The organism is Fictibacillus solisalsi (assembly GCF_900103485.1).
GTDB classification, from domain to species: Bacteria; Bacillota; Bacilli; order Bacillales; family Fictibacillaceae; genus Fictibacillus_C; species Fictibacillus_C solisalsi.
Window position 1 is genome coordinate 277,769 of sequence record NZ_FNHW01000002.1, and the last position, 25,039, is coordinate 302,807.

Sequence of the window (25,039 nt, forward strand, 5' to 3'; positions counted from 1 at the left end):
CGCTGTGCTGTTGCTTTGCTTATTTCACATTTAGTTTTTGGGCGCTCATGTAACGGTAGATCGGAATTTCATCTCCTTTTTCAACCGGCAGAAAGTTAAAGGTAACATAGCTGTCCACCGATTCTGGTTCAAGAGCCAGCGAGATGAAGTTTGCATTCGGCTGTGCCATGCTGAAGACATAGCTTCCGGCGGGGAACGGATGAACATGCTCTTTTACGTCGGTTGTTACTTTATTGGTGTAGTGGCCATTTTCAAGTTCAGTAGAAACGACTTTATCGGTCACTTTGTAGCTTTCCACTGAAAGGGAGGCCGGTTTTTTCAGTTTTTCAACCTTAACGCCGAGAACGGAGAGCTTTTTGGCAATATCATGGTACCCTGGAGGCATGATATACGCTGTCGGACGTTCTCTTTCAAGCGTTGGATACGCATCAGTGGAGTCCTCCCAGATGATGGGGATGTCCGCTTTTTTCGCAGTGGCAAGATCCACGACCTTCAGCTTCTGATCCGGTACCCGCTTGTTTTCACTGGTGACCACCACGTTATCCTGATCATTTGCTTTCTTACCTTTAGAGATAACGTCCTGGCGGGCCTTTTTGACCAGCTTTTTCACCTTGGCTGCATTGCCTGCCGTCACTTTAATAAAGTATTGCTGTGCCATGGTCTGGGCATAGACACGGCGGTCAAAATCAGCACGGCCGATATTGATGCCTCTTGTTTCAATCAAAAAGGTCATCGTATTTTTAAGGCCGAGCGCATTCCTTCCGATTCGTGTTTCCGTGCTTCCTTCCGTAGCAACGAGATCACTGCCTTCGGTTGCAAGCGTATAATACGCATGATGGGAAAGATTTTTTGCATCGAGTCCTTTATTGACATTCTTCAGGAGAAGGTTGTCAGACGCTTTTCGCAAGCTTTGCGGAACATTCAAGTTCTTTGCGGATGAAATCAACAGGTCGAATGAAGGAAGAGACCCGTTTTCTCCAAACTTTTTAAGAGGCCCTGAATTAACGGTATATTCGTGAGTATCAAGCACAACGTCCGGCTGATATTCATCGATTGCCTTATGTATGGCCTGAACTTCCGGATATTCCACTTTCATGTAGTCACGGTTGGCATCCAGGTTTGTCGCAATATACCGTTTGAAGTAGTAGGAACCATCTGGATTGACGCGCGGCATGATCGCAATATTAACTTTATCGAGTACATTGCCCATTTTGCCCTGTGCGAGCTTTTGGGCGGTAACAAGCACGGACTCACCAGCGGCTGGCTCGTTGCCGTGGATTTGCCCCTGAATCCAGATCAGCGGCTTCTTTTTATTGGTTTTGACTTTGTTAGGATTGTCGTTGCTGAAGAGCAGCAGCGGAAGCTTTCGTCCTTCAAGGGAACTGCCGATTGTTGTCAGGGAAACATTTTTGGATTTGCGGTCCAATTTTTTGATGAACGCCATCATTTCTTCCTGAGAAGTGAAGGGAAGCCTTCCTTTTTCAAAGGCAGGAGTTGAAAAGCTCTCGCTGGGTTTAGGGAACAGATAAGAAATGTTGTCCGGCTGAACATAGCTTGGACCATTTCCGTAGTAAGGTGTGAAGGGATCTGAAGCTTCTGCAGCAACAGCCTTTTCGGTGTGTGATGCCGGGGCAGAGATGCCGGCTGCAAGTGCAAGTGCAAGAACGAAAGAAGTGGGACGCAGGACTTTTTTCATACAATACCTCCTATTGAATTATTTGATTATTCAATCTATATCACAATTTTCCAGGTTGATAAATGATTTGGGCCCAATTATAAGTAAAATGGGATGTATTTACCAAAAAGGAAATGTACAACGGATAAAGCTGAGTGATAAGGCCTATGCCGGCTTTCAGGTTCTATAGGCCCTGATTAATGCGAATGCCGGCCACCTATGGTTATTCTTTCCCTAACATGGTATAATCCTCAGAAAAGTTTCCGTAATGAAACATCAAAAGAGGAGTTATGGCAATGAAAGTAGCATATTTAGGGCCTCATGGCACATTTTCAGAAGAAGCAGCTCATCGTTATTTTAAAGACGAGCACATAGACTGGCATATATGTGATTCGGTGCCTGAGGTGCTTGAGGCTGTAGGAGACGGACTGGCGGATTGGGGCATTGCACCCATCGAAAATGCGATTGAAGGCACCATTAACATGACCGTGGACAGCTTGCTTGTAAATGATTTATACATCGCTGGCGAGGTCATTCTTCCGGTATCTCTTCACTTGCTTGGCACTGAAGGTACAAAGGAGGAGGATATTCAAGAGGTTTGGTCGATTCCTCCAGCTCTTGCGCAATGCAGGGAATACATACGAAGTCTGAAGGTAAAAACGCGGCACTTTGACAGCACGGCTTCTGCAGCGGAAGCGATCCGTGAAGCCGGGAGGAATGATGTGGCTGCAGTGGCCTCTGCTTATGCAGGGGATCTGTTCGGTTTGGTGAAGGTACGACGAAATATTGAAGAAAGCTATGAAAATCAAACCCGTTTTGTGGTCGTGACCAAAGACAAAAAAGCGCCGGCTGATGCAAAGAAAACGATGCTTCAGGTAATTCCGAGTGATGAATATACCGGGGTGCTTTCTTCAATTCTGAATGTTTTTTCAGCACTGAACGTCAACTTGACCTGGATTGAATCGAGGCCCACCAAAAAGAAGCTGGGTGCTTATCAATTTTTCCTGGAGGCGGGTTATGGAGTACAGAATCCATTGATCGATAAAGCGGTTGCTGTTTTGCAGACTTATGGACACGAAGTCAATATTTTGGGTAGCTTCTCTGCCACAAAGCTGGATTAGGGGGATTGCATGAACGTTCATATTGTCAATGGTGACATGGTTGGAAATAAGTTGACTGATCTTAAAGGTGACATGATCATCTGGAGGGAAATGTATGACTTGGGTCCTGTTGACCCTGATATGAATGATAAATTGCTAAAGAAACGGGCTGTATTTTTTGAAAATATGCTTGGCCTGCCCAATGAGCTGTTCCTGAATACATGCCGGCAGCAGGAAGAAGAGCTTCGTTCCATTCCAGTCGATGCGGACATCACGCTTTGGTTTGAACATGACCGTTATGACCAGACCATGCTGCTCTACTTGCTGAAATCTTTGAAAGAACGTGGATTAACCAATCTCTATATGGTTACGGCAGATGCGTATCCGGGCATCGATCCATTTTTCGGATTGGGGCAGCTGACTGCATCCCAGCTTATGGAACTGCATTCAGAACGCATCCGGGTCTCCGAAAAACAACTGCAAGAAGCTGAACTGGGCTGGAATGCATATGCGTCGGACGACCCGCGGGATCTGGTGCAATGGCTGCTGCAGGGGGAATGCAGTCTTCCTTATATGAAGCGGGCGCTGCGGAGGCATCTCTTCTACTTTCCATCAGTGAAAAATGGTTTGAATGAAGTGGAGGAGCATATTTTTCAGTTAATTCATGAGGGAGTCAACTCCTTTACCGAACTCTATCAAAAAATAACGGCACAACGATCGGACGACGGGCTCAGCGATTTGCATTTTGCCGCCATCCTCGATCATCTGAAGCCTCTGCTCAAACTCACGGAGGGCACGCTGCCGCGCTATGACGCTGAACCGGAGGAGGCCGTTTTGGAACTGACTTATGAAGGCATTGAAGTTTTGATGGAACGGGAAGACCGCTTTGACTATGCCGCGGGCGAATGGTGGCTCGGCGGTGCAGCCGTGCAGCATGGCGAGTGGCGCCGGGATGGAGAAAAAATTATTGATAAACGTACGTGAAAGAAGCCAGGATGGGAATCCTGGTTTTTTTGTGTTTAAGAGCACTTGCCCGTAAATCGGCAGAATTTGACGAAACCCCTTTTCAGGCATTTATTTCTCTCCTTGCAGTGCCAAAAGGTATGGTTTTCATGATAAATAATTCCTTCTTTGGTACCTGTGTGAAGGTTTTACAACTTTGTAAAATGGAAGTAACAGAAGTATTTTATGATAAAACTATGTTCATCGTACACGATGCTGCTGTTCAATGGATAGAATTAAAATACGGGAGGGTATCCATATGAGGGGTAAACCGGTTAAAAGTGTAAAACTGGTCTTTCTTTTTTCACTTATTTTAACCATAGTCATTGGAAGTTCGGCCTTTGTTCCAACATTGAAAGCAGCAGGGGATGGCTCGGTGACATCGCCGTATACGGTGTCTCAGGCGATGGCCAATCAAAGCAACACGCTAAAAACCGTACAGGGGTACGTAACAGGACAGCCAACAGCTTCATCAATAGTTGTAACCAGCAATTATCCAAATGATTATGCCATTGCCCTGGCAGATGCAGCCGGGGAAACAGCCACATCCAAAATGATTTATGTTCAAGTGCCATCCTCGTATCGCAGCCAGTTTGGCCTGCAGAGCAACCCCGGCTTGAAGGGCACTAAGGTAAAGGTGACCGGTTATTTAACATCATACTTTACCCATCCTGGTGTGAAAAACGTTACCTCGATGGAGACGGGAGGCGGAGGAACACCGTCTGATCCGCCGCCAGTGGATACAGGCTCGTATTACGACAGTGCACAAGGAAAAACAGGGGCGACGTTAAAGAGCGCACTTCATAATATTATCGATGATCACACAGAGATTTCCTATGATGCGGTTTGGGATGCACTCCGCCATACGGATGAAGATCCGAACAACAAAAACAATGTGATCCTTTTATATACCGGACGATCGCAAAGCAAAACGACGAATGGAGGCGGGGTGGACGACTGGAACCGGGAACATGTCTGGGCGAAATCACATGGTGATTTTGGAACCGCAATGGGACCGGGCACCGATCTCCATCACCTTCGCCCGACCGATGTATCGGTGAACAGCTCCAGAGGCAATCTGGATTTTGACAATGGCGGAACAGAAAATTCTGAAGCGAAAGGGAATTATTCGGACAGCGACTCGTGGGAACCGAGAGATGCGGTTAAAGGCGATGTGGCGCGAATGATCTTTTATATGGCGGTCCGCTATGAAGGCGACTCCGGTGAGCCTGACCTTGAAATGAATAACAATGTGAACAATGGATCAGCCCCTTATATGGGCAAAGTGTCTGTTCTTCTGCAATGGAACGACCAAGATCCGGTGGACAGTATGGAACGCCACCGCAACGATGTGATATACAATGTTTATCAGCATAACCGAAATCCTTTCATCGATCATCCGGAATATGCGGCTGCCATCTGGCAATAAGGAGCGGGCTCACAGTTGTGAGCCTTTTTGATTTGGGCCAAAGGTTGCATTTCGAAAAAATAGAATAGTAACAAATTCCTGTTTTATCCATTTTTGATTAACAACTGCTAATTACCTTCTTTTTTCAGTTATGATAAAGAAACAGCAGAGTCAGTCATTTTTTTAAAAAAGGAGGAGATTTATTGGTGAGAAAGCCGCTTACGGTTACATTGTGTTCAGCTTTACTTCTGCCTTTCATGATGGGGGCCAATGTGCAAAAAACAGTACATAGTACAGATGCGGACGTTCAGCATCCGGTGGTGAAAAACGGAATGACACAGCCGGTTTATTCACTGGATGACGCAATCACAGAGAAGGTTTTCATAGAAACAAAGATTGATAGCGACAAGGACGGAAAGCTGGACCGAGTCCATGCGGATATCATCCGGCCAAGGGAAACGGAAGAAGGGCTTAAAGTACCGGTGATCTATGAAATGAGCCCCTATCGTGCCGGCTTGAAGGACGTACCGGTCTATGATGTGAACACAGAATTGTACGCTGTACCGAAAAAGGGCGGAAGCGGCCACCGGGAGGGTAAACCTGCCCCTGAAGCGAGCGCTGCCAACCTGCCGGGCTATTACGATGATTATTTTGTTCCCAGAGGTTATGGAGTGGTGCTGGCAGAGAGCATCGGAACAGGATTATCAGAAGGCTGCCCGACAACTGGCGATGAGCGGGAAATTGAAGGAACGAAGGCTGTGATTGACTGGTTGAACGGAAGAAATAAGGCCTATACGGAAGATGGAAAAGAAGTGAAGGCAAACTGGACAACAGGCAACGTTGGGATGACCGGTGTTTCATACAACGGTACGCTTCCCAACGCAGTAGCGGGAACTGGGGTAGAGGGACTGAAAACAATTGTTCCGATCGCGGCCATCAGCTCCTGGTATGACTATTACAGAGGAAACGGTGCGGTTATTGCTCCTGGCGGCTATCCGGGGGAAGATACAGATAACATGGCAGAAGCGATTTTAACCCGGGACAATCCGGAAGTTTGCCGGGATGTTATTAAAGAACTTACAGAGGGACAGGACCGTAAAACAGGAGACTATAATGATTACTGGTCTCACCGTGACTATGTGAAAAATGCGGACAAGGTAAAAGCGAGCGTTTTTGTTGTGCATGGGTTGAATGATTGGAATGTAAAAACCAAACAGTTCGCCCAGTGGTGGGAAGCACTTGGGGAAAATAATGTCCCACGCAAGCTTTGGCTGCATCAGGGAGCACATGCCAATCCATACAGCTTCAGACGGGATGTATGGCTGCCCACGCTAAATAAATGGTTCGATTACTGGCTGTACGATGTGAAAAATGACATTATGGACGAACCAGCTGTCGATATTCAACGTGAAGACAAGCAGTGGCAAACTGAAAACAGCTGGCCGGCAGAAAAAACAAAACCGGTTTCACTGCATCTCCGCCCTGGAGTCTTGTCCAAGCTGCCGATTAACCAGGATAAAAAGCTGAGCCAGAAGATCGTGGATGATGCCACACAAAAGGCAGAGGATCTTGTCCTGAACCCGAAAATAAATTCGTTAAACCGGTTGGCGTATCTTACCGCTGAGCTTCGAAACGATGTCCGAATCAGCGGTACTACAAAAGTGAAAGTGACAGCGAGCATTGACCGTCCGGTGGTCAATCTGACGGCCTTGCTGGTTGACTACGGACCAGAGAAAACAGAAATTGTGACACGTGGATGGATGGATCCGCAAAATCTTAAATCTGATTCCCGTTCCAAAGCGTTAAAGCCTGGTAAACAATATATGTTTGCATGGGAAATGCAGCCGGATGATTATGTGATCCAAAAAGGGCATCGCTTAGGATTGGTATTAGTGTCCAGCGATTACAACTACACCTTAAGGCCTTCGGCGGGCGCAGTCATTACAGTGGATCCGCTGAAAAGTAAAATGATCCTTCCCGTAACAGGGGGAAGCAGGGCTATTAAATAAAAAGTGAAAAAAGTATGGCGACATTGCGCCATGCTTTTTTCTCTATGCTTAAAATACTTTGGTTGTCCAGTCTTCGCAGTTCCAGACTTCGGTTACGACGTCCCGGTAAAATTCCGGTTCGTGGGAAATGAGAAGAATGCTTCCTTTATACGCCTTTAAAGCACGTTTAAGTTCATCCTTCGCATCCACATCCAGGTGGTTGGTCGGCTCATCGAGAACCAGAAGGTTGGTCTCGTTATTGATTAGTTTGCAGAGGCGCACCTTTGCTTTTTCGCCGCCGCTTAGCACCTGCACCTTGCTTTCAATGTGTTTAGTGGTTAAGCCGCACTTTGCCAGTGCTGAACGCACTTCATGCATATTGAACGAAGGAAACTCGTTCCAAACCTCATCAATACATGTATTATTGTTGGTGCTTTTAATTTCCTGTTCGAAATACCCGATATGCAGGTACTCACCTTGTTCAACCGTTCCGGAGATCGGCTTGATTTCGCCGAGGATGCTTCTGAGCAAGGTTGTTTTACCGATTCCGTTTGCCCCAACGAGAGCGATTTTCTGGCCGCGCTCCATGCGGAGATCCAGCGGACGGGAAAGCGGTTCGTCATAGCCGATGACAAGATTTTTGGTTTCAAAGATCAGCTTTCCTGAAGTTCGTGCTTCTTTAAAGTTGAACTCCGGTTTGGGTTTTTCCTTGGCCAATTCGATGACTTCCATCTTATCCAGTTTCTTTTGGCGGGACATGGCCATGTTTCGGGTGGAAACACGGGCTTTGTTTCGGGCAACAAAATCCTTCAGTTCGGATATTTCCTGCTGCTGGCGCTTGTAAGCCGCTTCAAGCTGCTGCTTCTTCGCTGCATGGATGTTCTGGAAGTTATCATAATCTCCGACATAGCGGTTAAGCTCCTGATTTTCCATATGGTAGATTAAATTAATGACACTGTTTAAAAATGGAATGTCATGCGAGATCAGGATAAACGCGTTGTCATATTCCTGAAGATATCGCTTCAGCCACTCAATATGCTGTTCATCAAGGTAGTTGGTCGGCTCATCCAGCAGGAGTATTTCAGGTTTTTCAAGCAACAGCTTGGCAAGAAGGACTTTCGTACGCTGCCCGCCGGAAAGATCATGCACATCACGATCGAGTCCAATGTCATCCAAACCAAGCCCTCGTGCGATTTCTTCCACCTTTGCATCAATAACGTAAAAGTCGTTGTTGGTCAGTGTGTCTTGCAGGACACCGACATCCTCAAGAAGTTTTTCGAGCTCTTCGGGAGTTGCTTCTCCCATTTTTTCGTACATGCCGTTCATTTCCGCTTCAACATCAAACAGATACTGGAACGCGCTCTTAAGAACATCGCGAATGCTCATTCCCTGCTCGAGGACAGTATGCTGGTCAAGGTATCCTACCCGAACCTTTCTGGCCCATTCCACCTTGCCTTCATCTGGCTGAAGTTTGCCGGTAATAATGTTCATGAAGGTAGATTTACCTTCACCGTTCGCTCCGATCAAGCCAACATGTTCTCCTTTTAAAAGACGAAAGGAAACGTCATTAAAAATGGCACGGTCACCAAAGCCGTGGCTCAAATTTTTTACTGCTAATACACTCATCTATATGCACCTTTTCTTGTTTGTTAAGATTCACCATTTGATTATAGTACGTATAGCAGGGGAAACTCAATGTTTCGGAAGGATTTTTCAAATAATGTTTGATTGCCAGTAAGGATGGGAAACTTTTACTGTACCAAGCCAAAGGAGGAGTGCCAATATGAATGACTACAGTGTAGTACCTGACAAAGGGGTCAATGGCTGGATTGTAAAAATTCAGGATGTGGCGCCTACAGAATCATACCCAAGCAGGGCAGAAGCGATTGCTGAAGCGGAACGGATGGCGAAGGAAGATTCACCGAGCAGGGTGCTTGTGTATGATACAAAGCTGGAAATTGAGGAAGAAAAATCATTTTAAGAGAAAAACCCCTTTCAACAGGAAAGGGGTTTTTGGCATAAAAAAAGGAGCCTTGGGACCAAGACTCCTTCAATCTCATGCTTCTTCAACTTACGTGGTTTCTTGCTATTCTTTCGTCCTACAAACTTACTTTCATTCACACTTCCACCATTAGGTCCATCTCTCGGTTCTTCGCAGGGCTCGGAACCCATCCGTTCCGCTCCATGACAAATCACTCCAATTTGGGTCTGAATAGTGTTTATTCCTTTTTCATTAAAAGTTGCACAGGTGTTTCATCCGTACACTGCTTTTACTGCCTTTTACTTCATTCCCTAAATCGCTCTTGCATACTTACATGTACTTCCAGGTCCATCTCTTGGATCATTGTATGTCTCGGAACTATAAACGTTCTTACCCATTGCAAACCCTCCAGTATATGACTCAGTAATACATCCTTCATAGAGCTGACTTTTTAAAACATAACGCGGTGTGGCTAATTTTCGTCTTGCTATTTGTTACTTAATTTCTGTAATGCATTCACTATTTCGGTCCATCTCTTGGCTCATTGGATGTTTCGGAACGGTAGTTCTTACTCATCACAATTCCCTCCATATGGTTGATATAGTGTTGCATAATTTGTTTTCCCGCTCATCCAAATTTAAAACTTGATTTACAATAAAATTTAAAAATTTTTAGAGCGGGTTGACGGCAGTTACAATCACCGCATTCACTGGCTTTAAGTCCAAAATGGTTTCAGTGATCTGTTCAAATTCTGCTTCTTTTAAATACAATGAAATGATTTTGCTTATTTCTTCTGTTGTTTCATCATCTGCGCCCTTTTCATGAGGCTGAAGGGTAATAGCAATGCGTGCTCCGGGCTTCATTAACTGCTTGATGGTTGTAAGGTCAGCAATGGGATCTTTCCAAATAAGGATCGAGTTGACGGAATAAACACCGTCAAACTGCATGGATTTCTCAGCCGAGGTAATGGGACCGTGAAACAGTTCCACACGTTCTTCATTGATATATTCTTCATTTCGTGCGGCGGCCAGTTTTTTCATTTCTTCTGAGACGTCAAAACCAACAACATGGCAGGAAGGGTAGGTGCTGCACACATATTCAATGCCCACGCCGGGGCCGAAGCCCACTTCAAGAAGACCGTCATTGTTTTTGGGCTTTAGCATGGAAATGGTTTTTTCGTTTAATTCTTTGTTTTCATTGGACATGATTTTTCCCGCTAGCTTGCCAAGCAATCCCTCCGGTTTTTCAAATTGCTCTGATATCTTTTTTCGAATGCTCATACAGCACGCCCCCATTTTTAAGAATTCACTATTCAATGTACCCAAAAGGGAGAGATTCAAAAAGTTGGGGAAGATATGGCACATGAAATAAGACCGGATGGATTCACCCGGCCAAGGTATACTTACTGAGCCGTATAGCCGCCATCCACAAGCAAATTGGTTTTCCAGTGATAAAACTGGCATCATCAGAAGCTAAGAAAGCAACGGCTTTGGCTACTTCTTCCGTTTTTTTTCAGTCTGTCCACGGGATGCAGGGAAATCAGGATGCCAACTGTTGACCGCGTTCATCATGGATGTCGCGATCAGCACGTGTGCACCACTATTAACCATTTCCCGTACAGTGGCTTCACCAATCCCGCTGGATCCCCCGGTTACAATGGCTGCTTTTCCTTTTAAACCCATCATTTTGACCTCCCTGCTCTATTCTCTCTATCACTATACTCGTATTTAGGAGGATTGAATGTGAGCAATGTTACAGGCTATTTGTGTAGTTCTGGTTTTTTTTGAAAAAGTAGTAGGATGAAGCAATAGACAAAAGGGTCGAAATCACGATTACAGGAAAGATCAAATAGCTTCTCCATTCGGATGGAGCAAGCAGCGAAAGGATAATAATGATTCCCGCTGCGAAAAAGAGCTTGGCACTGAACCTGTGGGTCTTCTTCCAAACTTCTTCATCCGAAAGGGTCCAGGGGGTTTTGATGCCAAAGAACCAGTTCTGCTTGACCTGTTGCATATAGTTTCCAAGAATAATAAACAGAAGGCCGAGTATGATGGGCATAATAAGTTTCATGGAAGGGGAGTACCCAAGTCCTGAACCAATAATCATGAGATTAATGACAAAAAACAGGGCCATCAGGCAATAATTAATGGCAAAATAGCTGCGGGAAAATTTTTTGTAGTTTTCTCGCTTTGGATCAATTCTCGGTAAAAAGTAAAGCGTCAGATAAACAAAAATCAAGAGTCCGAGGCTCATAGCCATGGCTGAAAACTTGGCGGCGTATCCATCGATGTCGCCGTTCGGACCCCAATGGATGGGCAATTGGGAAGGAAGCTGCGAATAGAATCCGAGCCAAATAGCTGCTGAAGCAAGAATGATTAAAATGGGAAAGACATGTTTTTTCATTTTTCATTCTCTCCTTTATGGATAGGATTGCTTTGCATAACACCAAAGAACCAATTCATCACGTCTTGGAACACGGTGGTATTAATTGAATAGATAATATACTGTCCTCGCTTTTCATCCTGTATAAGCTCTGTTTTCTTGAGGGTATTCAGATGATGGGAGATCGTTGGTTTTGTCATGTGGAAGTGATCAGCGATTTCCCCTGCCGTCATATCCCTGTTTTTTAGTAGATCCAGGATTTGGCGTCGGGTAGGATCGGCTAATGCCTTAAACACCTCGTTCACATCGGTTCTCCTTTCTGGAAGAAAAAGTATTTAGATGTTTATCTAAATACTATACAAAAAAAAATGGATTGTAAATAGGCCGAAATACAAGTGCAAAAGAAAAGACAGCGATAAGCTGCCTTTTTTACTGTTAATGTTCTTGATGCTGCGTCCTTTTTGCGGCGTGTAAAATCTCATCCAGCGGGAATACACGGCCGAGCTTATCTTTATGAACGATATGCTTTCGTTCAAACTTGGTCGGCGAGTCAATCCCTGCTGCTGCTGCAAGGTTAAATAAACCCTCCCTCAGCGAAACCAGATAGTTGCAGACCCTGTATTGTTTTTCATCAATGATGAGCCCGTCCTGCAGCTTTTTGTTGGTGGTTGCCACCCCGACAGGGCAGTTATTCGTATGGCAAACCTGGGCCATGATGCAGCCGACGCTGATCATGAATCCGCGGGCAATGTTGACCAGGTCCGCTCCCATGGCAAGCGCAATGGCGATTTTGTCAGGGGTAATCAACCTGCCGGAAGCAATCAGCTTGACCTTGTCCCGTATGCCGTATTCTTTGAGCATTTCATCGACAATGGGAAGGGCAGACTGGATTGGCAGTCCGACCGTATCGGCCAGTTCCTGAAAGGTGGCCCCGGTTCCGCCTTCACCGCCATCGACGGTAATAAAATCAGGGCCTTTTCCGCTTTCTTTCATATAGGCCACTAATTCTTCCAATGCGTCCAGGTCGCCCACAACAATTTTAATGCCAATGGGTTTCCCGGATACATTTCTTAATTCTTCTACAAAGTGAATAAGAGATGCCGGAGAGTCGAACTCTTTAAAGCGGTTGGGGCTGTTAATCGTTTTACCTGGTTCCACCAGCCGTATTTTTGCGATTTCTTCGGTGACTTTTTCACCCTCTACATGGCCGCCGCGCGTTTTTGCCCCCTGTGCAAGCTTGAGCTCAAACGCTTTAATCTGTTCCATTTCACTTTTTTTCTTAAATGCTTCCCATGAAAATTCTCCATTTAGGTTTCTTACTCCAAATAGACCCGGACCGATTTGAAAGATAATGTCCGTTTTGCCTGCAAGATGATAGTTGGACAGCCCGCCTTCACCTGTATTCATCCATGTTCCCCCGGCCATGGCCAGTCCTTTGGATAAAGCGGTAATCGCATGTTCACCGAGAGCGCCATAGCTCATGCCGGATTGGCCGATCAGTCCTTTCAGTTTAAACGGCTGCCGGCATGTATGTTCCCCAAGAATCACGGCATTGTCATCCGTAAGAAAAACCGGGTTTATCAGACGTTCTTCACTGTGCTCCTTTCGGGAGAATAAGTTATCACCTTCCTCGACATAAATTCTGGTTTTGATTTTGGGCTCATTGTCCACTTTTAGTTCGGTTCTCAATTTAGGAAATAGGGTATTACGGATGTAAAACCCCTCATCACCAAAATCCCTTAGAGAGCCAAAGCCGACCAGCCTGTCTTTATATTTTCCCGACTTCACTACATCCTGAAATTGCTTGCGTGAAAAAGGCTTTCCTTCATTGTCGTTGTTATACAGATACTGCCTGAGCTCCGGCCCTATCTTTTCTGTGAAGTATCTGACTTTCCCGAGAACCGGGAAGTTCCTAAGGATGGAATGCTGCTTTTGGCGGTCGTCTTTTATGTATAAATAGATGAAGAAGACAAGGGGAACCAAAAGCATGATACCAATAATGATAAGTAAAGCAATAACCAGATCAAATAGAACGTTCATCACAATCCTCCTTGAAAATTTTGTGAACTGAATCCAGAATCCCTATCCTTCCTTTTCCACGAATGGTAAAAATAAAACCAGAGAAAGAACGGGTATACTGGTAAAGAATTGATGTTATAAAAGGAGAGGCAAATGAAGTTATTTGATCATTACCAAACGGCACTGCGATCCTTGCCGGTAAAAGAACGGTACCGCAGGGAAGACTTGCTGACTTCCGCGTTTCTGATGGAAAAAAACGGTCACCTTGAAATGTATTACTCTCCGCATAATGAAGCGGTGAATGAAAACGGAAAAATCATGATTATTGGAATTACTCCCGGGTGGGTGCAGATGGAACTCGCCTTCCGGACAGCAAGGAGGCTTCTTGAAGAACAGAAGGACACGACAGAAATTTTAACAGCGGCAAAAAAGGCTGCCCAGTTTTCAGGAAGCATGAGAACCCATCTGGTTCAGATGCTGGATGAACTGGGGCTGCCCTCGTTACTTGACCTTCCGGGTGCTGATGCTCTTTTTGGAGAAGAACGGCAGTTGCTTCACACCGTTTCGATCATTAAATATCCTCTGTTTGTAAACGGCAAGAACTATACTGGGCACCAGCCGCCCATCCGGAAAAGCTCGTTTTTAATGAACTATGCAAGAGATACCTTAGAAACAGATATCCTTGCGCTTGAACGCCCATTGATTATTCCACTCGGAAAAGCCGTGGAAGACGTTCTTCGGGTTTTCATCGGCGAAGGAAAGATTGAAGAGTCACAGTGCTTGCTTGGTTTTCCCCATCCTTCAGGTGCCAATGGCCACCGGCACCGGCAGTTGAGAGAAAGAAAGCGAGCGATGCAGGAAAAACTGCGAACCTTTTTTGCAACATAAAAAACCGCCGGCAGTTGTCCGGCGGTTGATCGTTATTCTTCTTCTTTTCGATTTTTGAAGGCTTCGTTTGTTACGATATACGGATCCACTTCCGCTTTTTCCTTCCCTTGGTCAGGGGTAATGCTTCCTTCAGGAAAATTACCTGGGTGCCCTTTTTTCTTATGTTCAAATTCTTTTCCGCGAGACATAATGGAGTATCCTTTCTTTGGTTGAAATATCGTTTCATAAAGATTATGTGCCAATGGACGATATTTTAAACCATTCCCACCAGCTCTACGGAAACATCGTTGAACATCCCATTTCCGATATAGTTGCCGTCGAGGTCGAATTGCCAGTCATGGGGGCCGGCTTCAATATGTATAATGCCAGGCATAATATCCATCACGATGGCGGTGATCAAGGAAACCGAAATTTGCTCTTTCGTAAAATCATCTGCCAATTTATAGGCAACTTTCATCAAATGTTCATCTATGATATTCAAGTCTTTCTCTTCAAAAGCCATCACAACATTCATCACAGTGTATTCATATACGTTCATTCCGCTCATCCCCTTAAGCTTATTTACAACCAGTATTGCCCTAATCTATGAATCTATTCATCTCTTTTAAAAAAGTTAAAGACAAACTTCAGATACACAGTATGGAAGTTTGAAAGAAAGGGGAGATGTGTGAATTGGCGATTGCAGCAGATTACGCTGATTGCGATGAAGGATGAAGTGGTAATACGGAAGTGGAACAGATTTGGGAAACGGAACACACACTGGCTTATTATCTTATCCGACCGTTTTATGGTGCATATCGTTGTTATTCCCAAAAGCATATCCCGACCTTTCTGAAGATTGATGCGGAAACGAAACCTGTGATGGAAGATGTGTTTACTGCGATTCAGACGGCACCAGTATCATCCAATCCAGGAAGAACCAAACCAATAAGTAAATGTATTGGCATGTCCGTTTTGGGGCCCGTACCTTGGAAATAAGAGCCCGTAACCCGGGCTCTTATTTGACGATGGGCGTTTCTTTTACGACAATGACTGGTGTAATTTTGCGCTGTACACACTCATCTAATTCTCCATAGGGGATCAGGCCGAGAGTCAGAGCGGCTTCAATTTTTTGCTTATCAGGCTGTTTCGTTGTTACGATACAATCCTGAAGGTTCAGTTCTTCCAGTTTTTGAACGGTTTTTTCGTTATGAAAGCTTTCGGACTTACGAATTTGCCGTTGCAGCTTATAATTTCCGTACCGAATTTCGCCCTTTTCGCTTTGTCCAAGAACAGAATCAAAATGAGTATTGAATTTTGTTTTTAACTCGGACAGCTCTGCGTCAATGGCTTTCGAGAGCTGATTCAGCTCATGAAAGCGTGATACCATCTCTTCGGTAACTTGTCCCACTTTTATATCCATCTATTAACCCCCTCGGTTTTTACTTCATCTTTATGCGGCTGAGCAAAAAATAGTACGATGTAGTATAATAAAGTGTGATAAATACTCTTTGGAAAGGGGAGTTGGCGTGTGGATTTTGCCTTTATGATGGCTGAGCAGCGCATTAAGGATGCAATTCAAAAGGGAGACTTGGACCATTTGCCGGGAAAAGGAAAACCGCTTAAACTCGAAGAACTCTCCACCGTTCCCCAAGAATTAAGAATGGGCTACAAAATCCTGAAAAATGCAGGGTATGTTCCTGAAGAAGTTCAGTTGAAAAAAGAAATGATGTCGATTCAGGATCTGATTGACCTTTGCCAGAACCCTGAGGAAAAAGAAACGCTCAAAAAGAAATGGACCGAGAAGTCACTGCGGTTTAATTCGTTGATGGAAAAGCGAAGGATGTCCAGTTCCTCTGCATTCGGAATGTACCGTGATAAAATTTATAAAAAATTTTAACAGCTCCCGCGTATACGGGGGCTTTTGTTTTTATTTTCAGCCCGATTGGCCGTATAAAAAAGCTGGCCTCCACAGAAGCCAGCTTATTGCGAGTTAAAATTTATATGTCCAGAATTGCTCTTTGTTGATCCGCTTCAGCACTTCCGGTACTTTTTCCGGATTTTCTTCAGCCATCGCCGCGATGATCCATTCGGTCTGCGAACGGTGTGCTTTAATCGCTTCAAGCTTTTGGTGTGATACTGAGCTCACATCATTGACCACATCAGGCTCACCAAGCATCTCGTAGCAATCATTGGAGAATGCCACGCAATGAACGGCAGGACGCTCGTCTTCCGGAAGCTGTTCCACTGCCCGGATAACGGCCCGCCCTGTTGCTTCATGATCCGGATGCACGCTGTAGCCGGGATAGAAGGTAATGATCAACGTAGGCTTCAGCTCATCGATCACATTGCCGATCCGCGCTGTTAATGTTTTGGGATCCTCAAATTCTACGGTTTTATCGCGTAAGCCCCACATTCTAAGGTCATTGATGTTCAGTGTGTCGGCAGCTGCCTGCAGTTCCTTTTTTCTGATTTTCGGCAGGGATTCACGAGTGGCAAAGGGGGGATTTCCCATGTTACGGCCCATTTCGCCTAATGTGAGGCACACATAAGTGACAGGTACTCCTTTTTCAGTATTCATGGCGATGGTGCCGGAAACTCCGAATGCTTCATCATCAGGGTGTGGAAATACGACTAAAACATGTTCTTGTGACATATAGTAACCTCCTATTCAAACGGATGGGGGCTAAGCTGAAGTGCAACAGCCAATTTTCCTTCTGCATCATGTCCGGCAAGCAATAGCTGTCCGTCCTCGTTTACTTCCCAATGCGTCAGGCCTTCAGCGTAAACCCATCCCAGTTCAATTTTTAGTCCAGCACGGTAAGGAGCTTTGTCTCCCGTGATGATTCCCCGCTCAAAATTCACTTTTGCATTTCGTATATAAGCGCCCACTGAAAAGAACGACTGATTAAAGTGAGAAGCGTATGCTCCGTTTGTTGTTTCCAAATGTAAGTAGACATCCTGGTTCAAAAACTTGTTGATCTCGTTTTGAACCGTATCTAGTGTGATCGGCTGCAAGGTTTTCCCTCCTCAATAAGCTTCATTGCAATCATTATACTTGAACGATTGCCAAAGCGTTAAATAAACTGCCTGACGGCTACAGGGCTTTTTGACCATAAAAAAGAGGAATTCGCTAAGCTTAATTCCTCTTTTCACCTTTTTATTTATTCTGTTCATCCCTACGAATTACCTCTGTCGGCTCGAAGCCCGGAGGCGATGTTAGCTCATATTGAGAAGTCAGTTCCTCTGCCAGCTCGGCTTCCTGGTTGTCATGAACGATTTCATATTTTGGTGTTTGAGGAAGCTTTGCTTTATTTTTGTCACGTGCCGGCTGTTTATGGCTGTTGCCTCTGCCCATGGTTACCCCACCTTTTCATAAAAGTATAGTGGTTAGCGTCCCAATGCACGGCATTTTTTATTCGTGGAAAAGCTCTTGTAGATATTATACATTTTTGGAGTTACGGTAAGCGCTATGGTCTGTTGGGCCAACATACTCGTTCAGAGGGAATGAATGCCGGATTGCTTCCGTAATAAAGTCCTTGGCCACAGAGATGGCTTCTTTCACCGATTTTCCTTTGGCCAGCTCTGCCGCTACAGCGGAAGAGTACGTACAGCCAGCGCCATGTGTGTAAGTGGTGTCAATTCGGTCGGATTCAAGAACTTCAAAGGTTTCTCCGTCAAATACCACATCCACCGCTTTTTCATGTACAAGTTTGCCGCCGCCTTTGACGATCACATACTTGGCACCTGCAGACTGAATCTTTTGCGCCGCTTCCTTCATTTCGTCAACCGTTGTGATCGGGGCCATGCCTGCCAGGTGGGCTGCCTCAAACAAGTTTGGTGTCACGACCGTAGCACGCGGCACAAGAACGTTTTGAAGCGTATCGGCGAGCTCGGGTTGAAGCGGTTCAGCTCCTTTGCAGACCATAACAGGGTCAACCACTACATTTTTCAATTCGTACTTGTCAATCACTTCGGCTGTTGCTTTAATGACGTCAACAGAAGCGAGCATTCCCGTTTTCACTGCGTCCACACCAATCCCTCCAAGAACAGTTTCAAGCTGGGCCTTGAACAAATCAAGAGGAAGCAAAAAGACTTCGTGGAACCAGTCACGCTTCGGATCCTGGGCCACCACTACGTTAATGGCTGTCATTCCATATACACCCAGCTCCTGAAAGGTTTTTAAATCTGCCTGAATGCCTGCTCCGCCGCTAGTATCGGAACCGGCAATGGTTAATGCTTTATACATACTCATTGTCCAATCTCCTTTTATGCCTTTTTTTATGATTATCGATAAATGTTATTATAGCAATGATCTGATCCGAGACAAAGCCGGTGGCTTTCTTTGATCCTTTTTGACCGATCATTGTTTAGTTTGCCGGGAAAACGTGTAAAGTAGTAGCAGACATTATTTCTTTGCTTCCAGCCTCACAGGTATGGTTTACTTAATAAATAAAAATAAAAATAAAACGAGGAAGTGTTCTTATGCTGCGAAAGTTATTTGGAAAAAAAGATCAAGACACACCCACTGAAGAAATTGTGGTTTCACCCTTAAATGGCAGAATTATTCCTCTTGAAGAAGTGCCTGACCCCGTTTTTTCAGAAAAAATGATGGGTGACGGCATTGCGGTAGTCCCGGAAGATGGTGAGTTGATGTCGCCGGTCGATGGCGAGGTGCTCCAGGTATTCCCGACCAAGCATGCGGTCGGAATCAAAACCAAATCGGGTCTTGAAATCCTCATTCATATTGGTCTTGAAACGGTAATGATGAAAGGGGAGGGCTTTACTTCTCTTGTGAAAGAAGGAGACCGTGTACGCACAGGCCAACCGTTGATTTCATTTAACGTGGACCTCGTCAAAGAAAAAGCAAAAAGCACCGTTACACCCATTATCATTACAAACGGTGAGAAAGCGGGTAGTGTTGAAAAGCTCAGTCCGGATCAGGCTCAGGCGGGGACAACCCAGATCATGCGCATCACGGACATTAAATAACCAGGAAAGAAGAGAAATCTTCTTCCTGGTTTTTTTTATACCAATACGTTGAAGTACCGGGCCTGTGGGTGGGAAAACACAAGTGCGGTAACCGATGCTTCCGGTTCCATCATAAAGCCCTCGGTCAGCTGGATGCCGATTTCCTCAGGCTCAAGGAGTTTAAAGAGCTTTGCCTGGTCCTCAAGGTCGGGGCAGGCAGGATAGCCGAATGAAAACCGTTGTCCCTGATATCTGGCGGAGAAACGGTCTTGCATGGACATGCTGACAGGATCCGGGAATCCCCATTTATCTCGCATTTGCCTGTGCACCAGCTCGGCCAGACCTTCCGCTGTTTCAAGGGCCAGGGACTGAAGGGCGAAGCTTTCGAGGAAACGGCCCTCTGCTTTGAGCTGCTGCGCACGTTCACGAATGCCGCTTCCCGCTGTAACAGCGAAGAATCCGACATAATCCATCTCGCCGCTCTCTGCCGGTTTTGCATAATCTGCCAAACAGAGATGCGGGCTTCGGCTTTGGCGCGGGAATTCAAAGGTCTCGATGATCCGTGATGTATCATTCGGATCGTAAATATATAATTTCTCGTCCTCGGACTGTGCAGGGAAAAACCGATACAGTGCGGCCGGCGCAATCAAGTGGTTTTCCTGGCTTTCCTTCAAAAGCTGATCCACCATTTCTTTTACTTCAAGAGCACGCTCATCTTTTTCGGCGAGCAGCCGCGATACCTTTCCTTTTACCCCTAAGTGATGACCAAGCAGCATCTGTAAATTAATGTACGGAATCACAGAGGAAAGTGGGTAGGATTTGAATACATGCCTCTCCGTATCTTTGGGTACAAAAACCTTAAGCGACTGATCCACAGAGGGTCGGACTTTTACCGCAGTGGCAGTCGAAGCCGCTGATCCTGCGGCAGGGAAATCCTCAGGTTCCTCAGCAGGTGCCTTGACCTCAGGTTTTTCAAAGGTTTCCCCTTTTTGAAGCTTGTTCGCAAGACTTAATCCATCCATCGCATCCTTCGCATAAAGAACAGTACCCTCATACTCGTTGGCGATCCGGTTTTCCGTGAATTTGCGCGTTAAAGCGGCACCGCCTACAAGAATAGGAACAGATATGCCGGAATTCTTTAAGTCCGAAGCCGTAAGCACCATTTGTTGAGCAGATTTAACAAGCAGGCCCGAAAGGCCAATGATGTCCGGTTTTTCTTTTTGAATGCTCTGGATCAGTTCTTGTGGTGTCACCTTAATACCAAGGTCTACTACCTCATAACCATTGTTTCCGAGAATAATGTCCACCAGGTTTTTTCCGATGTCATGCACGTCGCCTTTCACCGTGGCAAGCACCACTTTTCCTTTGGTGCTCACCGCTCCGCCCGATTCCATGTGGGGTTCAAGATGGGCGACAGCAGCTTTCATGACTTCGGCACTCTGCAGGACCTCTGCCACAATCAACTGATTATCGTTAAACAACCGGCCAACTTCTTCCATTCCCGCCATTAAAGGACCGTTAATAATATCCAGCGGTGCGTCGTACTCTTTTAGCGCAAGGTCAAGGTCCGGAATAAGCCCTTCTTTGGTTCCTTCTACCACATAAAATGCGAGACGTTCCGCAAGGGGAAGCTCCACAACAGGAGTTTTTGCCTCTTTTTTCTTGCCACGGTAGAATTCCGTAAATTTTGCAAGATTGTCGTCATTGGTCTCGAAAAGCAGTGCTTTTGCAAGCTCCACTTCCTCTTGCGGTATGGAGGCGAAGCGTTCGAGTTTTTCGGTATTCACAATCGCGTAATCCAATCCAGCCTGTGTGCAGTAATACAGATAAACCGCATTTAAAATTTCACGGCCGACAGGAGGCAGACCGAAGGATACGTTTGATATGCCGAGAATGGTCTGGCATTCCGGAAGCTGCTCTTTCAGCTTCCGGAGCCCTTCCACTGTCGCATTTGCAGAGCCGATATACTGCTCATCACCGGTTCCGACAGGAAAGACAAGAGGGTCAAAAATGATGTCGGTTGGAGCAATGCCGTACTTATGGACCAGAAGATCGTAGGAACGCCTGGCGATTTCCAGCTTGCGCTCTGTCGTTACCCCCATTCCTTTTTCATCAATCGTTCCGACAACCACGGCCGCACCGTAACGGGAAATAATCGGTGCCACTTTTTCAAACCGTTCTTCGCCGTCTTCGAGGTTGATAGAGTTGATGATCGCTTTTCCCTGGGAGTATTTTAGAGCCTTTTCAATGACCTGGTCGTCGGTTGAATCGATCACAAGCGGAACCTTTACTTTCTTGACCGCTTCCTTAATGAAATTCTCCATGTCCTCCAGTTCATCCCGGTCGGGGTCAGCCAGGCAGATATCGATGACGTGGGCGCCTTTTTTAACTTGGGCACGTGCAATTTCAGAAGCTTCTTCAAACTTTCCTTCCGCGATTAAACGCTTGAATTTTCTGGACCCGATGACGTTCGTCCGTTCACCTACCATGAGCGGCCGCATGGATGGATCATCGTAAATCAGCGGTTCGATACCGGAAACCACGTGTGAGTGGCTTTCGGGAAGCTGGCGGGGAGGCAGGGATTCCATCGCCTCTGCAATTGCGCGGATATGATCCGGAGTGGTTCCGCAGCAGCCGCCGGCAATGTTCAGCCATCCCTCTTCGGCAAACGCGCTCATTTTCTTTGCCAGCGTTTCAGGTGTTTCATGGTAATTTCCGTCTTCGTCTGGCAGTCCGGCGTTTGGATAACAGCTGACAGCAGAGAGCGCGAGTGAAGAAAGGGAACGAACATGGTCGGTCATAAATTCAGGTCCGGTGGCGCAGTTTAAACCGACCGCTATCGGCTTCATATGCTCAAGCGAAATGTAAAATGCTTCAATGGACTGGCCGGCAAGCGTGGTACCCATGGGCTCAATGGTTCCGGACACCATGAATGGCAGCTCTTTTCCCGTCGATCTAAATGCTTGTTTAATGCCGATGAAAGCGGCTTTTACGTTGAGCATATCCTGACTCGTTTCCAAAAGAAGCAAGTCTGCCCCTCCGTCGATCAGACCGCGTGCCTGCTCCTCATATGAGGCTGTGAGCCCCTCAAAGGTGGCTCCGCCAGTTACACTTAACGTTTTTGTTGTCGGACCCATGGAACCCGCCACAAAGCGCGGCCATTCGGGGGTCGAGATTTGTTCAACGGCCTGGCGTGCAATGTTTGCTGCTACTTTATTTGTTTCGTAGGCTTTATATCCGAGACCATATTCATCGAGGACAATGTCTGTGGCTCCGAACGTATTGGTTTCAATGATGTCGGCTCCCGCTTTCAAATATTGAAGGTGCACATCAAGAATCACATCCGGACGGGTGAAATTCAGATTTTCATTACAGCCTTCAAGCTCTTCGCCGCCAAAGTCGTCTGCTGTCAGGTTGGCTTGCTGGAGAATGGTACCCATCGCCCCGTCCATAATCAGTATTTTCTTCTTTAGCTGTTGTTCAAGGGTGATGTTAGACATTTTGTATCCTCCTTACGTTTTTGGGGGCAATATTATATGCATATTTCGTCAATTCAACGGTTAATTCATAGCGCATAAACGGCGTGATCAGGTAGATGCCATTGAAGAGTTCTGTGGCTGCATCAATCAATGACTTTGAAATGGCCAGTCCTTCACGCGCTGCGGCCAAAGGATCATCCTTGAATTCCGCCATCCGGCTTCTTACTTCATCGCTCAGCTTAATGCCAGGCACTTCATAGTGAAGGAAGTCGGCATTGCGGCTTGAAGTCAGGGGCATAATGCCCACATAGACCGGAACAGGAAGGTCTTTTACGGCTTCATGGAACTGCACCAGTTTTTCCTCGGAATAAACGGGCTGGCTAATAAAGTAATCCGCGCCGGCTTCTATTTTCTTCTCTGCGCGCTGTACAGCGCGATCGAGAGCTTTCACATTCGGATTAAAGGCCGCTCCTACCGTAAAATGGGTTTTCTCTCCGAGGTCTTTACCGGAGAGGGAGATCCCTTCGTTAAACTGCTTGATCATTTTGATCAACTCGATTGAAGTTACATCATAGACGCTGGAAGCGCCCGGAAAATCACCCACTTTTGCAGGATCACCAGTTATGGCCAGAATGTCGTGAAGACCTAGCGTGTGAAGGCCCATCAAATGGGACTGCAAACCGATGATGTTACGGTCACGGCATGCCAGGTGGACGATGGCCTGGGTACCGGTCTGCGCTTTTGCAAGAGATGACAGCGAGGTGTTGCAAATTCTTGGCGAGGCCAAAGAGTTGTCTGCCAGCGTAATCGCATCTGCGCCCGCTTCCTTGAGAGCTTTGGCCCCTTCGAAAAATCGCGTCGTGTCCAGTTTTCGGGGAGGATCGAGCTCCACAATGACCGAGCGCCGCTCCTGCAGAATTTTCGGCAGAGAGATTTGAGGCTTTTGCCCGGATGGTGCAACAGCAATGGGCTCAGGCCGCCGGCGTACATCCTTTTTTGTAACAGGTGAGAGACCGTCCAGTTCTGTTGCGAAGGCCTCGATGTGAGCAGGAGTGGTTCCACAGCAGCCGCCAAGCAGACGGACACCCTGATTTCTGAATAGGGAAGCACTATTTTTAAAATACTCCGCATCGCCTTCATATTGGAACTTGCCATCCACATAGGAAGGAAGGCTCGCATTGGGATAGGCGGAAAGAAAAGCATGCTTTGGAATCTCTACTTCCTCCAGGGTTTTGATCATGTGGAAAGGGCCGAGCCGGCAATTGAGCCCGACGATATCCGATCCCAGCTCCTCCAGCCGCTTAATCGCTGTATTGACCGGAGTTCTGTCATTTAAGATGCCCACCTCCTGCAAAGAAATCTGTGAAATGATCGGCAGATCGGTCTGGCTTCGGGCGATTTTTAATACGGCCTCCAGCTCCTCCAAATCATAAAAGGTTTCCAGAAGAAGCCCGTCTACACCCTCGAGGAGAAGGCAGTACAGCTGCTCCCTGAAGCTTCTTTTAATTTCTTCAAGAGACAAAGAACTGGGGCCGGTTCCCCGTATACCTCCAATGGTTCCGAGCACGTACGCATGGCCGCCGGCTGCTTTTTTTGCTAGAGAAACGGCTGCGCTGTTTAATTCTTTTACCTGCTCCTCCAGTCCATACCGCTGCAGCTTAATATAGTTGGCGCTGTACGTATTGGTCTGTATGACGTTTGCCCCGGCCTGGATATAAGCCTGGTGAATCGACTGGATCTGTTCAGGGTGGGACAGATTCAGCTGCTCGAAACAGCAGTCCGTTCCATAGGAATATAGCAGCGTTCCCATGGCTCCGTCAGCGATCAGTATCTTGCTTTCTAGGTCTTTCAATAATCCCATTATGAGTCCTCCTGTTGGTTCGGTATCTTCCAGTGGCCCAAAAAATAAAAAAAGCCTTCTTAAAGAAGAAGACTTTGAACATTCGATGTCATTCTTCTTATCTTTCAAGTTCTGCAATCGAACTTGTTGGACTTAGCACCTTTTCAGCACGCAATAGCTGAAGGTTGCTGAGGTGTCAACGGGCCATTCCCTTAACCTCTCTGGATAAGAAACCAAATTGCTATAAAATTAGTTCTTTATACCTTACAATAATTATTAGAACATTTCAATAGCTTTTTACAATCTTGCCAGGATCGTATCAAACAG

General features: G+C 46.1%; 25 protein-coding genes, 2 pseudogenes and 1 riboswitch. Of the genes and pseudogenes, 10 read left to right on the plus strand and 17 right to left on the minus strand.

Annotation, left to right across the window (positions count from 1 at the left end; translation table 11 throughout):
- Positions 1–19 precede the first annotated feature (19 nt).
- The gene (locus BLT53_RS18805; protein ID WP_090237366.1) at positions 20–1,696 is read right to left on the minus strand and encodes a M14 family metallopeptidase; all 1,677 of its coding nucleotides are present in this window, start codon (positions 1,694–1,696) and stop codon (positions 20–22) included.
- 275 nt (positions 1,697–1,971) lie between these two features.
- Here BLT53_RS18805 and pheA point away from each other — a divergent pair, with 275 nt between their 5' ends.
- The 5 genes from pheA to BLT53_RS18830 all read left to right on the plus strand — a co-directional run bounded on the left by pheA (position 1,972) and on the right by BLT53_RS18830 (position 7,194).
- Entirely contained in the window at positions 1,972–2,796 is an 825-nt protein-coding gene (gene pheA / locus BLT53_RS18810) for a prephenate dehydratase (RefSeq protein WP_090237367.1), read from the plus strand.
- A 9-nt stretch (positions 2,797–2,805) separates the two neighbouring features.
- Positions 2,806–3,759: a DUF1835 domain-containing protein gene (locus BLT53_RS18815; protein ID WP_090237369.1), complete on the plus strand. Its 954-nt coding sequence runs from the start codon at positions 2,806–2,808 to the stop codon at positions 3,757–3,759.
- 11 nt (positions 3,760–3,770) lie between these two features.
- The gene (locus BLT53_RS18820; protein ID WP_139168437.1) at positions 3,771–4,040 is read left to right on the plus strand and encodes a hypothetical protein; all 270 of its coding nucleotides are present in this window, start codon (positions 3,771–3,773) and stop codon (positions 4,038–4,040) included.
- Entirely contained in the window at positions 4,037–5,206 is a 1,170-nt protein-coding gene (locus BLT53_RS18825) for an endonuclease (RefSeq protein WP_090237372.1), read from the plus strand. Before BLT53_RS18820 ends, BLT53_RS18825 begins: the two co-directional genes overlap by 4 nt.
- Before the next feature lie 182 nt (positions 5,207–5,388).
- Positions 5,389–7,194: a Xaa-Pro dipeptidyl-peptidase gene (locus tag BLT53_RS18830; RefSeq protein ID WP_090237373.1), complete on the plus strand. Its 1,806-nt coding sequence runs from the start codon at positions 5,389–5,391 to the stop codon at positions 7,192–7,194.
- A gap of 48 nt (positions 7,195–7,242) precedes the next feature.
- On the opposite strand, the gene BLT53_RS18835 is transcribed toward BLT53_RS18830, so the two are convergent.
- On the minus strand, positions 7,243–8,799 hold the full coding sequence (locus tag BLT53_RS18835) for an ABC-F family ATP-binding cassette domain-containing protein (protein WP_090237375.1): 1,557 nt from the start codon (positions 8,797–8,799) through the stop codon (positions 7,243–7,245).
- Between the two features lie 157 nt (positions 8,800–8,956).
- Between BLT53_RS18835 and BLT53_RS18840 the strand changes: the two genes are divergently transcribed.
- Positions 8,957–9,154, plus strand: a complete 198-nt coding sequence (locus tag BLT53_RS18840; protein WP_090237377.1) for a DUF2188 domain-containing protein — start codon at positions 8,957–8,959, stop codon at positions 9,152–9,154.
- A gap of 671 nt (positions 9,155–9,825) precedes the next feature.
- Here the strand turns inward: BLT53_RS18840 and BLT53_RS18845 are convergent.
- The 6 genes and pseudogenes from BLT53_RS18845 to BLT53_RS18865 all read right to left on the minus strand — a co-directional run bounded on the left by BLT53_RS18845 (position 9,826) and on the right by BLT53_RS18865 (position 13,576).
- Positions 9,826–10,434, minus strand: coding sequence for a class I SAM-dependent methyltransferase (locus tag BLT53_RS18845; RefSeq protein WP_170834431.1), 609 nt, complete (start codon positions 10,432–10,434; stop codon positions 9,826–9,828).
- Positions 10,435–10,556: 122 nt separating this feature from the next.
- Positions 10,557–10,697, minus strand: a pseudogene (locus BLT53_RS25825) (SDR family oxidoreductase); the annotation flags it as partial.
- A gap of 25 nt (positions 10,698–10,722) precedes the next feature.
- Positions 10,723–10,839 (minus strand): annotated as a pseudogene (locus BLT53_RS25830) (SDR family NAD(P)-dependent oxidoreductase); the annotation flags it as partial.
- Between the two features lie 67 nt (positions 10,840–10,906).
- Entirely contained in the window at positions 10,907–11,557 is a 651-nt protein-coding gene (locus BLT53_RS18855) for an SdpI family protein (RefSeq protein WP_090237381.1), read from the minus strand.
- Positions 11,554–11,841 carry an autorepressor SdpR family transcription factor gene (locus BLT53_RS18860; RefSeq protein WP_090237383.1) on the minus strand — a complete coding sequence of 96 codons (288 nt, stop codon included), beginning with the start codon at positions 11,839–11,841 and terminating at the stop codon, positions 11,554–11,556. Before BLT53_RS18860 ends, BLT53_RS18855 begins: the two co-directional genes overlap by 4 nt.
- Before the next feature lie 130 nt (positions 11,842–11,971).
- Entirely contained in the window at positions 11,972–13,576 is a 1,605-nt protein-coding gene (locus BLT53_RS18865; protein ID WP_090237384.1) for an FMN-binding glutamate synthase family protein, read from the minus strand.
- Positions 13,577–13,708: 132 nt separating this feature from the next.
- Between BLT53_RS18865 and BLT53_RS18870 the strand changes: the two genes are divergently transcribed.
- Positions 13,709–14,443, plus strand: a complete 735-nt coding sequence (locus tag BLT53_RS18870) for a hypothetical protein (RefSeq protein ID WP_090237386.1) — start codon at positions 13,709–13,711, stop codon at positions 14,441–14,443.
- Between the two features lie 32 nt (positions 14,444–14,475).
- Here BLT53_RS18870 and BLT53_RS25185 read toward each other — a convergent pair whose 3' ends face one another.
- Both BLT53_RS25185 and BLT53_RS18875 read right to left on the minus strand, forming a co-directional pair.
- Positions 14,476–14,631 carry a hypothetical protein gene (locus BLT53_RS25185; protein WP_170834432.1) on the minus strand — a complete coding sequence of 52 codons (156 nt, stop codon included), beginning with the start codon at positions 14,629–14,631 and terminating at the stop codon, positions 14,476–14,478.
- A gap of 65 nt (positions 14,632–14,696) precedes the next feature.
- Positions 14,697–14,981, minus strand: coding sequence for a hypothetical protein (locus BLT53_RS18875; protein ID WP_090237387.1), 285 nt, complete (start codon positions 14,979–14,981; stop codon positions 14,697–14,699).
- 129 nt (positions 14,982–15,110) lie between these two features.
- On the opposite strand from BLT53_RS18875, the gene BLT53_RS25190 reads away from it, so the two are divergent.
- Positions 15,111–15,278, plus strand: a complete 168-nt coding sequence (locus tag BLT53_RS25190) for a hypothetical protein (RefSeq protein WP_170834433.1) — start codon at positions 15,111–15,113, stop codon at positions 15,276–15,278.
- Positions 15,279–15,440: 162 nt separating this feature from the next.
- On the opposite strand, the gene BLT53_RS18885 is transcribed toward BLT53_RS25190, so the two are convergent.
- The gene (locus BLT53_RS18885) at positions 15,441–15,845 is read right to left on the minus strand and encodes a hypothetical protein (RefSeq protein WP_090237390.1); all 405 of its coding nucleotides are present in this window, start codon (positions 15,843–15,845) and stop codon (positions 15,441–15,443) included.
- A 108-nt stretch (positions 15,846–15,953) separates the two neighbouring features.
- On the opposite strand from BLT53_RS18885, the gene BLT53_RS18890 reads away from it, so the two are divergent.
- Positions 15,954–16,322 carry a DnaJ family domain-containing protein gene (locus tag BLT53_RS18890; RefSeq protein WP_090237392.1) on the plus strand — a complete coding sequence of 123 codons (369 nt, stop codon included), beginning with the start codon at positions 15,954–15,956 and terminating at the stop codon, positions 16,320–16,322.
- Positions 16,323–16,415: 93 nt separating this feature from the next.
- Here BLT53_RS18890 and bshB2 read toward each other — a convergent pair whose 3' ends face one another.
- From bshB2 to pdxK, 4 genes are all read right to left on the minus strand, one after another.
- Positions 16,416–17,078, minus strand: a complete 663-nt coding sequence (bshB2, locus tag BLT53_RS18895; protein ID WP_090237394.1) for a bacillithiol biosynthesis deacetylase BshB2 — start codon at positions 17,076–17,078, stop codon at positions 16,416–16,418.
- 11 nt (positions 17,079–17,089) lie between these two features.
- The gene (locus tag BLT53_RS18900) at positions 17,090–17,440 is read right to left on the minus strand and encodes a YojF family protein (protein WP_090237395.1); all 351 of its coding nucleotides are present in this window, start codon (positions 17,438–17,440) and stop codon (positions 17,090–17,092) included.
- A 142-nt stretch (positions 17,441–17,582) separates the two neighbouring features.
- Positions 17,583–17,780, minus strand: coding sequence for a YfhD family protein (locus BLT53_RS18905; protein WP_090237397.1), 198 nt, complete (start codon positions 17,778–17,780; stop codon positions 17,583–17,585).
- A gap of 84 nt (positions 17,781–17,864) precedes the next feature.
- Complete coding sequence (pdxK, locus tag BLT53_RS18910; RefSeq protein WP_090237398.1) at positions 17,865–18,677, minus strand: pyridoxine/pyridoxal/pyridoxamine kinase; 813 nt, start codon at positions 18,675–18,677, stop codon at positions 17,865–17,867.
- A gap of 230 nt (positions 18,678–18,907) precedes the next feature.
- Here pdxK and BLT53_RS18915 point away from each other — a divergent pair, with 230 nt between their 5' ends.
- The gene (locus BLT53_RS18915; RefSeq protein WP_090237399.1) at positions 18,908–19,414 is read left to right on the plus strand and encodes a PTS sugar transporter subunit IIA; all 507 of its coding nucleotides are present in this window, start codon (positions 18,908–18,910) and stop codon (positions 19,412–19,414) included.
- Positions 19,415–19,449: 35 nt separating this feature from the next.
- On the opposite strand, the gene metH is transcribed toward BLT53_RS18915, so the two are convergent.
- Both metH and BLT53_RS18925 read right to left on the minus strand, forming a co-directional pair.
- Positions 19,450–22,893 (minus strand): methionine synthase, encoded by a 3,444-nt coding sequence (gene metH, locus BLT53_RS18920; protein ID WP_090237402.1) that lies wholly within the window; start codon positions 22,891–22,893, stop codon positions 19,450–19,452.
- Positions 22,886–24,733: a bifunctional homocysteine S-methyltransferase/methylenetetrahydrofolate reductase gene (locus tag BLT53_RS18925; protein WP_090237404.1), complete on the minus strand. Its 1,848-nt coding sequence runs from the start codon at positions 24,731–24,733 to the stop codon at positions 22,886–22,888. The genes metH and BLT53_RS18925 overlap by 8 nt, the downstream gene beginning before the upstream one ends.
- 94 nt (positions 24,734–24,827) lie before the next feature.
- Positions 24,828–24,944, minus strand: a riboswitch (SAM riboswitch).
- Positions 24,945–25,039 lie beyond the last annotated feature (95 nt).